An 11,952-nucleotide genomic window follows, 5' to 3' on the forward strand; every position below is an offset into this window, starting at 1 on the left:
AATCTACCCAATGTTGATTGAAGTATGCATATGCTAGGGTAATGTTATAGGAGGGATGCCGTCTACTGAAAAAGTAAGATAAAACGCAACAAATGATAAGTTCTTCTTTTATGTGAAGAGTTCTTATCTGCCTATTTAGTGATTTTTATGGAGGTATCATCATGGGCGCGATTATGGAATTTGCGACAGAAAAACAGATTGCATCCTTTCTCTCAACTTGCCGCATTGAAGGGCAAAAGAATTTTCTGATGGCTTTCAAGAAAAAGACATGGTTGAAATCCTTTAGTGATTTTTTCATTATAGGTGGTTCCTACTATGTTCAGTCGAGTGTGAAGCCTAAAATTCTGGCATTCACACCTAAGGGGATTTTCTTGATGGACATCAGTGATATAACTGAAAATCGTTCTAATCAAGTCGTAGAGATGCCTTGGAATCAAGTTCAAGATTTTACTTATAAGCCAGTCTTGAATACAGTTAGGCTGAACTGGAACTATCAAAATGAAGCCTATATTTTTTCTGTGGATGTTGGTCAGATTAGTCAGCATGTAGGTCAGTATCAATTTAACAAAGAGCATTATGACTATTTAGTCAAACAGGATTTCTTTCAGTCTAAGTAAGCCCTAGCAAGGATTTTCACAAAAGAATCTGGAAGCTTTTCTGGATTCTTTTTAGTTTTACTAGCTAGTACTCAATGAAAATCAAAGAGCAAACTAGGAAGCTAGCCGCAGGTTGCTCAAAACAGTGTTTTGAGGTTGTAGATAAGACTGACGAAGTCAGCTCAAAACACGGTTTTGAGGTTGCAGATAGNNGTAACATATATACGGTAAGGCGACGCTGACGTGGTTTGAAGAGATTTTCGAAGAGTATAAGTCTATAGTTTGAAACTATAGCTAGCTCTTGAAAAGAAGAAAATGAGTTGATGAAAATAAGTGGTACAATAGTTACTATAGATTTGGAGGTATTGTATGAGCAAGGAATTACACATTAACACAATTTTGGCCCAGGCGGGCATTAAGTCAGATGAAGCGACAGGTGCATTGGTGACACCGCTCCATTTTTCAACGACCTATCAGCATCCAGAGTTTGGTCGATCTACTGGGTTTGACTATACGCGCACTAAAAATCCAACTCGCAGTAAGGCTGAGGAAGTCTTGGCGGCTATTGAGTCAGCAGACTATGCCCTAGCGACTAGCTCAGGGATGTCAGCTATTGTACTGGCCTTTAGCGTCTTTCCAGTAGGAAGTAAGGTCTTGGCAGTGCGTGATCTTTACGGTGGTTCTTTTCGCTGGTTTAACCAAGTGGAGCAGGAAGGTCATTTCCATTTTACCTATGCCAATACAGAAGAAGAGTTGATTGCCGAGTTAGAAAAGGATGTGGATGTTCTCTATATCGAAACCCCAACCAATCCCTTGATGTTGGAATTTGATATCGAAAAACTAGCAAAATTGGCTCATGCTAAGGGTGCCAAAGTGGTGGTGGACAATACCTTCTATAGCCCTATCTACCAACGTCCGATCGAAGATGGAGCAGATATGGTTCTCCATTCAGCAACCAAGTATCTGGCAGGACACAATGATGTCTTGGCTGGAGTGGTTGTGACCAATAGTTTAGAACTATACGAGAAGCTTTTCTACAATCTCAATACGACAGGGGCAGTCTTGTCACCGTTTGACAGCTACCAGTTGCTTCGTGGTCTCAAGACCTTGTCTCTTCGTATGGAGCGCTCAACAGCTAACGCCCAAGAAGTGGTTGCCTTTTTGAAGGATTCTCCAGCAGTCAAGGAGGTTCTCTATACTGGTCGTGGGGGGATGATTTCCTTTAAAGTAGTCGATGAAACGCGCATTCCTCATATTTTGAACAGTCTCAAGGTCTTCTCTTTTGCGGAAAGTTTGGGTGGGGTAGAAAGTCTCATTACTTATCCAACGACGCAAACTCATGCTGATATTCCAGCAGAAGTGCGCCATTCTTATGGTTTGACAGATGACCTCTTGCGCTTGTCAATTGGGATTGAGGATGCTAGAGATTTGATTGCAGATTTGCGCCAAGCTTTAGAAGGATAAGACAAAGATGGGAAAATATGATTTTACAAGCCTGCCCAATCGTTTAGGGCACCATACCTATAAATGGAAAGAAGCAGAAACGGATAGCGAAGTCCTACCAGCTTGGATAGCGGATATGGACTTTGTAGTCTTGCCTGAAATCCGCCAAGCCGTGCAGACTTACGCTGATCAACTGGTTTATGGCTATACCTATGCCAGTGAAGAGTTAATTAAGGAAGTTCAAAAGTGGGAAGCCACACAACACGGCTACCACTTTGACAAAGAGGCTCTTGTCTTTATCGAGGGTGTGGTACCAGCCATCTCAACAGCTATTCAAGCCTTTACAAAAGAAGGCGAAGCGGTTCTGATTAACACACCTGTCTACCCACCCTTTGCTCGCAGTGTCAAGTTGAACAATCGTAGATTGATTACCAATTCTTTGGTGGAAAAGGATGGTCTGTTTGAGATTGACTTTGACCAACTTGAGAAGGATTTGGTAGAAGAGGATGTCAAACTCTATATTCTTTGCAACCCTCACAATCCTGGTGGACGTGTGTGGGAAAAGGAAGTGTTGGAGAAGATTGGTTTACTCTGCCAAAAACACGGTGTTTTCTTGGTTTCAGATGAGATTCACCAAGATTTGGCCCTCTTTGGTCACAAACACCACTCTTTCAATACCATCAATCCTGCCTTTAAAGAATTTGCGATTGTCTTGAGCAGTGCTACTAAAACCTTTAATATTGCTGGGACAAAAAATTCCTATGCAGTTATTGAAAATCCTAAGTTGAGACTGGCTTTCCAGAAACGCCAGTTGACCAATAATCAGCATGAAATTTCAGGCTTGGGTTATTTGGCGACAGAAGCTGCTTATCGCTATGGGAAGGATTGGTTAGAGGAACTCAAGCAAGTTTTTGAAGACCACATCAATTATGTGGTGGATTTATTTGGAAAAGAGACTAAAATCAAGGTCATGAAACCGCAAGGAACCTACTTGATTTGGCTTGATTTTTCAGCCTATGACCTGACTGATGAAGCATTGCAAGAGCTGTTGAGAAATGAAGCCAAGGTTATCCTCAACCGTGGTTTGGATTTTGGGGAGGAAGGAAGTCTTCATGCCCGCCTCAATGTAGCCATGCCTAAATCTCTGTTGCAAGAAGTTTGTCAGCGGATTGTGACGACTTTTGCCAAACGTTAAAAATCCAGCCTTCTAGGAGAAAAGTGTCCCTAGAAGGCTATTTTCATAGGGGAAAATATGGTATAATAAAAAGATAAGGTAAAGGTAAAAATATGGCTAAATTGATTCCGGGGAAAGTCCGTATCGAAGGCGTTGCCCTTTATGAAACTGGTAAGGTTGACATCATCAAGGAAAAGAACAATCGGCTCTACGCTCGCGTTGCAGAAGAAGAACTGCGCTATAGTTTAGAGGATGATTTGGTTTTTTGTGCTTGCGATTTTTTCCAAAAGAGGGGCTACTGTGTGCATTTGGCAGCGTTGGAGCATTTTCTAAAAAATGATGAGCGTGGTCAGGAAATCTTGCAGAGTCTGGAAGAAGGCCATGAAGAAAAAGAGGCCGTTGAAACCAAGGTGACCTTGGGTGGCAAATTTTTGGACCGAATCTTGTCTCCAAAATCAGAACGTGCCTATGAATTATCGGCTGTGGGGCAGGTGGAAGCAGGGACCAATCATATCTTGTGGACTCTGAGAATCGGCCAAATCAATAGCCAAAAATACTATGTCATTCGGGATATTCCACTCTTTTTAAGGATTGTCGAGCAGAGAAAGTCGTATATGATTGGCAAGATTTATGAGGAGTCTCTTTCTTGGGAAGCCTTTGATGAGGCTAGCCAAGAACTTCTGACTTTCTTGCGAGGACTGATGGAGGAAGGACAGGCTCCAGACCTCTTTTTCCAAAACCAAGGTCGGCACCTCTTTTTCCCTCTGACCTTTTTTGAGCAGGGTGTGAATTTACTGATGGCCTTGCCCCATTTTCAATTTGACCATCAAGTGGATAGCTACCAAACCCTGCTTTTTCAGGATATGCATGCTGATGCCAATCTATTTGCCTTTACAGTAACAGAATACTCGGACTATTTTGAAATGGAAATCAGTGAGAGTCCTAGGGTCAATGTCTTTTATCAGGGAGCAGTACTTTTCCATAAAGGTCAGGTTTATTTTTTAACAGACCAGCAGATGCGTCTTCTCAAGGAAATTAAAGTGTTACCTGTGGGTCAACAAGGAAAGAAATACCTGCAATTTGATAGCAGTGATCGAGACAAATTGGCCTCCTGTCTGACTCTTTTTATCCAGATGGGTACCGTTTCAGCTCCAGAACGTCTACAAATCAAAACTTTTGCGCCCTCTTTTTACTTTGACAGGGAAGAAGATAATCGGATTCGTTTAGAAATTCAGTTTGATTATGGAAATAGACAGGTATCTAGCCGACAAGAGCTAGAAGAATTACCATTTTCAAGTGACACGGACTTAGAAGAAAGAATTTTCCAAGTCTGTTTGGCTGCGGGCTTTGAAGCAGATTTTCAATCTTGGCGTCAGGCCTTAAAAGCAGAGTCTGTCTATCATTTCTTCCATGAAATCATTCCAGTCTTTGAAAAACTTGGAAATGTTGATTTATCAGACAAGTTAGAAGAGTTTTATAGTCTAGCAAGCCCTCAAGTGCAGATTACTTCCAAGGGAGGTCTCTTGGAAATTCAATTTGATTTTCAAGATATAGCCCAAGAGGAAATTGACCAAGCTATGCAGGCCTTGGTTGATAATCGATATTTTTATATTGATTCGTCTAATAAAGTCTACTTTTTCGATGAAGAAACCAAGAAAATTCGTCAAAATCTACAGGAGCTGGGGCAATTTGAATTAAAAGATGGGACCTTGCAGGCTCGGAAATCTTTGGCCTACAGTTTAGCTCATCTCTTTGAAGGGCGAGACCGTGTTTCTTTTTCACAAGAATTCCAGAATCTGGCTCACGACTTGACGCATCCAGAGGACTTCCCTAGACAAGCAACTCAGGTTCAGGCCGATTTGCGAGATTATCAGGAAAAGGGAATCGGCTGGCTGCAAATGCTCCATCACTATGGTTTTGGTGGAATTTTGGCTGATGATATGGGACTTGGTAAAACCCTGCAGACTATTGCTTTTTTGACCAGTCAAGTGACAAAAGAAAGTCGGGTCTTGATTTTAGCACCGTCAGGTTTGATTTACAACTGGGCAGATGAATTTCAGAAGTTTGCCCCACAGTTGGATGTGGCTGTTGTTCATGGTTTGAAAGCTAGTCGTGAAGAGATTCTTGCTGATAGCCATCAAATCTATGTGACGAGCTATGCTACCTTCCGTCAGGACAGTGAGCTTTATCAGGGGATGGCCTTTGACTTCCTTTTCTTAGATGAGGCTCAGGTCATGAAAAACGCCCAGACCAAGATTGCTCAGACTTTGAGACAATTTGTGGTGCCGTCTGTCTTTGCCTTGTCAGGAACTCCGATTGAAAACCATCTGGGTGAGTTGTGGTCTATTTTCCAAATCGTCATGCCAGGACTTTTGCCAAGCAAGAAAGAATTTATGAAATTACCAGCTGAGCGCGTTGCTCAGTTTATCAAGCCTTTCGTGATGAGGCGCAAGAAAGAAGAAGTGCTGACTGAATTGCCAGATTTGATTGAAGTAGTTTATAAGAATGAACTGGAAGACCAGCAAAAGGCTATCTACCTAGCCCAGTTGCAACAGATGAGAGATAGATTGGCTCAAGTGTCAGATCAGGAATTTCAGCGAAGTCGTGTGGAAATCTTGTCTGGTCTGATGCGCTTGCGCCAAATCTGTGACACTCCTGCCCTCTTTATGGAAGATTATCAGGGAGCCAGTGGCAAACTGGATAGTCTCCGAGACCTGCTGGTACAGGTGGCAGACGGCGGACACCGTGTCTTGATTTTCTCGCAGTTCAAGGGAATGTTGGAGAAAATTGAACAAGAACTGCCAGACTTGGGCTTGACTTCCTTTAAAATTACGGGTTCAACCCCAGCCAAGGAAAGACAAGACATGACCAAGGCCTTTAACCAAGGGGAAAGAGATGCCTTTCTGATTTCCCTCAAGGCTGGTGGTGTCGGTCTGAACCTGACAGGTGCTGATACGGTTATCTTGGTCGATCTTTGGTGGAATCCTGCTGTTGAGGCGCAAGCCATTGGCCGTGCCCATCGGATGGGTCAGGAAGAAACGGTTGAGGTCTATCGCTTGGTGACCAAGGGAACCATTGAAGAAAAAATTCAGGAACTCCAAGAACAAAAGAAACATCTGGTGTCACAAGTATTGGACGGCACAGAGTCACGTGGCAGTCTCACCCTAGCAGAAATTAGAGAAATTTTGGGAATTTCTGAAGCCAGCACTTGAAAAATCAAGACAATACGCTATAATGAAGTGTTGAAAGGAAATAGAAAATGAAACAAGAACGATTTCCATTGGTGTCAGATGACGAGGTCATGCTGACTGAAATGCCAGTCATGAACTTGTACGATGAGTCTGATCTGATCAGTAATATCAAGGGTGAGTATCGGGATAAAAATTATTTAGAATGGGCTCCTATTGCTGAAGAAAAACCAGCAAAACCGCTTGAAAAGCAAGTAGAGAAACCTAAAAAGGCTCCTTTAGGGGTAAAAAAAGAAGGAAAGAGCTATGCGGAGGTGGCGCGTGAAGAAGCGCGTGCAGACTTGAAAAAGAAACGCTCTGCTAACTATCTAACTCAGGATTTCAGCCGTGCGAGACGTCATTCTAAATCAGGCCTTCTTAGACAGGGCAACCAACCGACAACTCCTTTCCAAAAGGAAAATCCTGGTGAATTTGTCAGATATAGCCAAAAATTGACCCAGTCTCATTATATCTTAGCGGAGGAAGTTCATTCTATCCCTACCAAGAATGAAGAAGTGTCAGCACCTGCTCCAAAGAAAAACAACTATGATTTTCTAAAGAAGAGCCAAATCTACAATAAAAAAAGTAAACAAACAGAACAAGAACGTCGGGTTGCCCAAGAGTTGAATCTGACCAGAATTACAGAATAGGGGAGAAAACATGCCAAAGACATATCATTTTATCGGGATTAAGGGATCAGGGATGAGTGCCTTGGCCTTGATGTTGCACCAAATGGGGCATAAGGTACAGGGTTCAGATGTTGAAAAGTACTACTTTACTCAACGAGGTCTTGAGCAGGCAGGAATTACCATTCTTCCTTTTGATGAAAAGAATCTAGACGGTGATATGGAAATTATCGCTGGAAATGCCTTTCGTCCAGATAACAACGTCGAAATTGCCTATGCAGACCAAAATGGTATCAGCTACAAACGTTACCATGAGTTCCTAGGAAGCTTTATGCGTGACTTTGTTAGCATGGGAGTAGCAGGAGCACATGGAAAAACTTCAACGACAGGTATGTTGTCTCATGTCTTGTCTCACATCACAGATACCAGCTTCTTGATTGGGGATGGGACAGGTCGTGGTTCGGCCAATGCCAAATATTTTGTCTTTGAATCTGACGAATATGAGCGCCATTTCATGCCTTACCACCCAGAATACTCTATTATCACCAACATTGACTTTGACCATCCAGACTATTTCACAAGTCTAGAGGATGTTTTCAATGCCTTTAACGACTATGCCAAACAAATTACCAAGGGTCTTTTTGTCTATGGTGAAGATGCAGAATTGCGTAAAATTACGTCTGATGCACCAATTTATTATTATGGTTTTGAAGTAGAAGGCAATGATTTTGTAGCTAGTGATCTTCTTCGTTCAACAACTGGTTCAACCTTCACTGTTCATTTCCGTGGACAAGAATTGGGTCAATTCCACATCCCAACCTTTGGTCGTCACAATATCATGAATGCGACAACCGTTATTGGTCTTCTTTACACAGCAGGATTTGATTTGAACTTGGTGCGTGAGCACTTGAAAACATTTGCTGGTGTTAAGCGTCGTTTCACTGAGAAAATTGTCAATGATACAGTGATTATCGATGACTTTGCTCACCATCCAACAGAAATTATTGCGACCTTGGATGCGGCTCGTCAAAAATACCCAAGCAAGGAAATTGTAGCAGTCTTCCAACCGCATACCTTTACAAGAACCATTGCCTTGTTAGATGACTTTGCCCACGCTTTAAACCAAGCAGATGCTGTTTACCTAGCGCAAATTTATGGGTCAGCTCGTGAGGTAGACCATGGAGATGTCAAGGTAGAAGACCTAGCTAATAAAATCAACAAGAAACACCAAGTGATCACTGTTGAAAATGTTTCACCACTCCTTGACCATGACAATGCTGTCTATGTCTTTATGGGAGCAGGAGATATCCAAACCTATGAATATTCATTTGAACGACTCTTGTCTAACTTGACAAGCAATGTTCAATAGGTTATTCTCATGGAAATTCCAATTAAGATCATTCAGGCAAGTCAGTCTGATTTGGCTGAGATAGAGGCACTTCAAACTTCGTCTTTTCCGGCTGAAAAGCAGCAACCTTCCCATATCTTAGAAGAAAGTATCCGTAAGTGTGCGGATACCTTTCTTCTAGCTAGGGATGAAAACCAACTTTTAGGCTATATTCTATCAAGTCCCCAGTCAGACAATCCGCAATGTCTAAAAGTAGATTCTTTAGTCATTGAGTCTGACCATCAGAGACAAGGATTGGGAACACTTCTTCTTGCGGCTTTGAAAGAGGTGGCAGTTGAGCTGGATTACAAAGGGATTCGTTTGAAGAGTCCTGATGAGCTGCTTTCCTATTTTGAAATGAGCGGTTTTATTGATGAAGAAACTTCCCTTTATGAAACTAGCCAGGGTTTTAGTATGATTTGGTTTAATCCCTATTATCTGGAGGTACAATGAAGATCAGACAAGCAAGATTAGAAGATTTAGAACGTATCGTTGAGATTGAACTAGAAAATTTCTCGGTAGAAGAAGCTATTCCTCGATCTGTTTTTGAATCGCATTTGCGAGAAATTCAGACCTCTTTTCTGGTTGCGGAAAAAGTAGGTAGAATCATGGGGTACATAGAAGGGCCAGTTGGACCACACCGCCATCTGCAAGACCAGTCCTTTACAGAAGAAATAAAAGACTATAGTCATGAGCCTGGTGGTTATATCTCTGTGACCTGTCTTTCTATTGCCAAAGAAGCACAGGGCCTCGGACTTGGACAAAAATTACTAATAGCCTTGAAAGAAGTTGCTCTTGAAGATAAGAGAGATGGCATTAACCTAACCTGTCATGACTATCTCATCGCCTACTATGAAAAGCACGGATTTGTCAATGAAGGCTTGTCCCAGTCAACCTTTGCAGGGGAAACCTGGTATGATATGGTTTGGGAAACGAAAAAATAAGCTAGGAAAAGTATCATAGGTTGCTTTTCTTGGACTTTTAAGATATAATATTATGGATTGTCAACAAGGAGGAAAAACTTTTGAGTGAAAAGTCAAGAGAAGAAGAGAAATTAAGCTTTAAAGAGCAGATTCTGAGAGATTTAGAAAAAGTAAAAGGCTATGATGAAGTTCTGAAAGAAGATAAGGCAGTAGTTCGCACTCCTGCAAATGAACCTTCAGCTGAAGAACTCATGGCTGATTCCTTGTCAACGGTAGAGGAGATTATGAGAAAAGCTCCTACCGTGCCTACTCACCCAAGTCAAGATGTACCTTCTTCTCCAGCGGAAGAAAGTGGTTCAAGACCAGGACCAGGTCCAGGTCCTGTTAGACCTAAGAAATTTGAAAGAGAATACAATGAAACCCCAACAAGGGTAGCTGTTTCCTATAAGACGGCAGAGAAAAAAGCAGAACAAGCAGGTCCAGAAACACCTACGCCTGCTACAGAAACAGTGGATATCATCAGCGATACACCACGTCGTAGCCGTAGAGAAGGAGCAAAACCCGTTAAGTCTAAGAAAGAGAAGAAGTCACATGTGAAAGCTTTTGTGATTTCATTCCTTGTATTCCTTGCCTTGCTCTCAGCAGGTGGTTACTTTGGTTACCAGTACGTGCTAGATTCTTTGTTACCTATCGATGCTAATTCTAAGAAATATGTGACGGTTGGAATTCCAGAAGGTTCAAACGTTCAAGAAATCGGTACGACGCTTGAAAAAGCTGGTTTGGTAAAGCATGGTCTGATTTTTAGCTTTTATGCCAAGTATAAAAATTATACCGACTTGAAAGCGGGTTACTACAATTTGCAAAAGAGTATGAGTACAGAAGACTTACTCAAAGAGTTGCAAAAAGGTGGAACAGATGAACCGCAAGAACCTGTACTTGCGACTTTGACAATTCCAGAAGGTTATACCTTGGATCAGATTGCACAAGCTGTGGGTCAATTGGAAGGTGACTTCAAAGAGTCTTTGACAGCGGAGGCTTTCTTGGCAAAAGTTCAAGATGAGACGTTTATCAGTCAAGCAGTAGCCAAATATCCTACTTTATTGGAAAGTTTGCCTGCAAAAGATAGTGGTGCGCGTTATCGTTTGGAAGGATACCTTTTCCCAGCTACTTATTCTATCAAGGAAAGCACAACTGTTGAGAGCTTGATTGATGAGATGTTAGCTGCTATGGATAAGAACCTATCTCCTTACTATAGTACTATCAAATCTAAAAACTTGACTGTCAATGAGTTGTTGACCATTGCTTCCTTGGTCGAAAAAGAAGGTGCCAAGACAGAAGATCGTAAGCTCATTGCAGGTGTATTCTACAATCGTTTGAATCGTGATATGCCACTTCAAAGTAATATTGCAATCTTGTATGCCCAAGGAAAACTGGGGCAAAATATCAGCTTAGCTGAGGATGTTGCGATTGATACCAACATTGATTCACCTTATAATGTTTATAAAAATGTAGGTCTCATGCCTGGTCCAGTCGATAGTCCAAGTCTGGATGCGATTGAGTCAAGCATCAATCAAACTAAGAGCGATAACCTCTACTTTGTAGCAGATGTCACAGAAGGCAAGGTCTACTATGCTAATAATCAAGAAGACCACGATCGCAATGTCGCTGAACATGTCAACAGCAAATTAAACCAAACAAACTAAAATTATGTGATACTTCACATAATTTTCTTTAGAAAATATTATTAGAAGAAAGTTGAGAAAAATGGCAGAAAAAACATATCCTATGACCCTTGAGGAAAAGGAAAAACTTGAAAAAGAATTAGAAGAATTGAAATTGGTTCGTCGACCAGAAGTGGTAGAACGCATTAAGATTGCCCGTTCATACGGTGACCTTTCAGAAAACAGTGAGTACGAAGCAGCTAAGGATGAACAAGCCTTTGTCGAAGGACAAATCTCTAGCTTAGAAACAAAAATCCGCTATGCTGAAATCGTCAATAGCGACGCAGTTGCCCAGGACGAAGTAGCGATTGGTAAAACAGTCACCATCCAAGAAATTGGTGAGGACGAAGAAGAAGTTTATATTATCGTAGGTTCAGCGGGTGCGGATGCCTTTGCAGGTAAAGTTTCAAATGAAAGCCCAATTGGACAAGCCTTGATTGGCAAGAAAACAGGTGATACAGCAACCATTGAAACGCCTGTTGGTAGCTATGATGTAAAAATCTTGAAGGTTGAAAAAACAGCCTAAAAACAGAAAAAGGAGTGGGGAGGCGATGTACTTCACTCACTCCTTTTTCCATTTTGCTACTCTTCGAAAATCTCTTCAAACCACGTCAGCGTCGCCTTGCCGTATATATGGTTACTGACTTCGTCAGTTCTATCTACAACCTCAAAACCATGTTTTAATACTCATCTACTTTCAAAAAGCATTCTAGTCCATCTCCGATTAACGATGGACGTTATCACCTCCTTCTCCAGTCCTTGTATAACATCTTGAAGTTGATTCATGACATCTTTCAAAGTTCGAAAGGCTTTATTCTTAAATCCACGTTTACGAATCTCTTTCCACACTTGTTC

10 protein-coding genes and 1 pseudogene are annotated in these 11,952 nt (G+C 41.7%); 10 read left to right on the forward strand and 1 reads right to left on the reverse strand.

What is annotated here, in order from left to right:
* Positions 1-161 precede the first annotated feature (161 nt).
* From HT709_RS01720 to greA, 10 genes are all read left to right on the forward strand, one after another.
* Positions 162-617 carry a hypothetical protein gene (locus HT709_RS01720; protein WP_138700378.1) on the forward strand — a complete coding sequence of 152 codons (456 nt, stop codon included), beginning with the start codon at positions 162-164 and terminating at the stop codon, positions 615-617.
* Positions 618-965: 348 nt separating this feature from the next.
* Positions 966-2,060, forward strand: coding sequence for a cystathionine gamma-synthase (locus HT709_RS01730; protein ID WP_023937202.1), 1,095 nt, complete (start codon positions 966-968; stop codon positions 2,058-2,060).
* A gap of 7 nt (positions 2,061-2,067) precedes the next feature.
* The gene (locus HT709_RS01735; RefSeq protein ID WP_172925448.1) at positions 2,068-3,234 is read left to right on the forward strand and encodes a MalY/PatB family protein; all 1,167 of its coding nucleotides are present in this window, start codon (positions 2,068-2,070) and stop codon (positions 3,232-3,234) included.
* 92 nt (positions 3,235-3,326) lie between these two features.
* Positions 3,327-6,425: a DEAD/DEAH box helicase gene (locus tag HT709_RS01740; protein ID WP_172925449.1), complete on the forward strand. Its 3,099-nt coding sequence runs from the start codon at positions 3,327-3,329 to the stop codon at positions 6,423-6,425.
* Positions 6,426-6,472: 47 nt separating this feature from the next.
* Positions 6,473-7,090: a hypothetical protein gene (locus HT709_RS01745; RefSeq protein WP_000808213.1), complete on the forward strand. Its 618-nt coding sequence runs from the start codon at positions 6,473-6,475 to the stop codon at positions 7,088-7,090.
* 10 nt (positions 7,091-7,100) lie between these two features.
* Positions 7,101-8,435: a UDP-N-acetylmuramate--L-alanine ligase gene (gene murC / locus HT709_RS01750; protein ID WP_100127802.1), complete on the forward strand. Its 1,335-nt coding sequence runs from the start codon at positions 7,101-7,103 to the stop codon at positions 8,433-8,435.
* A 9-nt stretch (positions 8,436-8,444) separates the two neighbouring features.
* Complete coding sequence (locus HT709_RS01755) at positions 8,445-8,906, forward strand: GNAT family N-acetyltransferase (RefSeq protein ID WP_000405299.1); 462 nt, start codon at positions 8,445-8,447, stop codon at positions 8,904-8,906.
* The gene (locus HT709_RS01760; RefSeq protein ID WP_000702440.1) at positions 8,903-9,397 is read left to right on the forward strand and encodes a GNAT family N-acetyltransferase; all 495 of its coding nucleotides are present in this window, start codon (positions 8,903-8,905) and stop codon (positions 9,395-9,397) included. Before HT709_RS01755 ends, HT709_RS01760 begins: the two co-directional genes overlap by 4 nt.
* Positions 9,398-9,477: 80 nt before the next feature.
* A complete protein-coding gene (gene mltG, locus HT709_RS01765; RefSeq protein ID WP_001291668.1) occupies positions 9,478-11,079 on the forward strand; it encodes an endolytic transglycosylase MltG in 1,602 nt (533 codons plus the stop codon).
* Between the two features lie 61 nt (positions 11,080-11,140).
* Entirely contained in the window at positions 11,141-11,623 is a 483-nt protein-coding gene (greA, locus tag HT709_RS01770; RefSeq protein ID WP_000818760.1) for a transcription elongation factor GreA, read from the forward strand.
* Between the two features lie 161 nt (positions 11,624-11,784).
* On the opposite strand, the pseudogene HT709_RS01775 reads toward greA, so the two are convergent.
* Positions 11,785-11,952: pseudogene (locus HT709_RS01775) on the reverse strand (IS630 family transposase); the annotation flags it as partial.

The sequence above is a fragment of the Streptococcus sp. 1343 genome, from assembly GCF_013277355.1.
GTDB classification, from domain to species: domain Bacteria; phylum Bacillota; class Bacilli; order Lactobacillales; family Streptococcaceae; genus Streptococcus; species Streptococcus pseudopneumoniae.

What these genes read in the sequence shown, in the direction of transcription:
- HT709_RS01720 (WP_138700378.1), top strand. Translation starts at nt 162, where the DNA reads ATGGGCGCGATTATGGAATTTGCGACAGAAAAACAGATTGCATCCTTT.
- HT709_RS01730 (WP_023937202.1), top strand. Translation starts at nt 966, where the DNA reads ATGAGCAAGGAATTACACATTAACACAATTTTGGCCCAGGCGGGCATT.
- HT709_RS01735 (WP_172925448.1), top strand. Translation starts at nt 2,068, where the DNA reads ATGGGAAAATATGATTTTACAAGCCTGCCCAATCGTTTAGGGCACCAT.
- HT709_RS01740 (WP_172925449.1), top strand. Translation starts at nt 3,327, where the DNA reads ATGGCTAAATTGATTCCGGGGAAAGTCCGTATCGAAGGCGTTGCCCTT.
- HT709_RS01745 (WP_000808213.1), top strand. Translation starts at nt 6,473, where the DNA reads ATGAAACAAGAACGATTTCCATTGGTGTCAGATGACGAGGTCATGCTG.
- murC (WP_100127802.1), top strand. Translation starts at nt 7,101, where the DNA reads ATGCCAAAGACATATCATTTTATCGGGATTAAGGGATCAGGGATGAGT.
- HT709_RS01755 (WP_000405299.1), top strand. Translation starts at nt 8,445, where the DNA reads ATGGAAATTCCAATTAAGATCATTCAGGCAAGTCAGTCTGATTTGGCT.
- HT709_RS01760 (WP_000702440.1), top strand. Translation starts at nt 8,903, where the DNA reads ATGAAGATCAGACAAGCAAGATTAGAAGATTTAGAACGTATCGTTGAG.
- greA (WP_000818760.1), top strand. Translation starts at nt 11,141, where the DNA reads ATGGCAGAAAAAACATATCCTATGACCCTTGAGGAAAAGGAAAAACTT.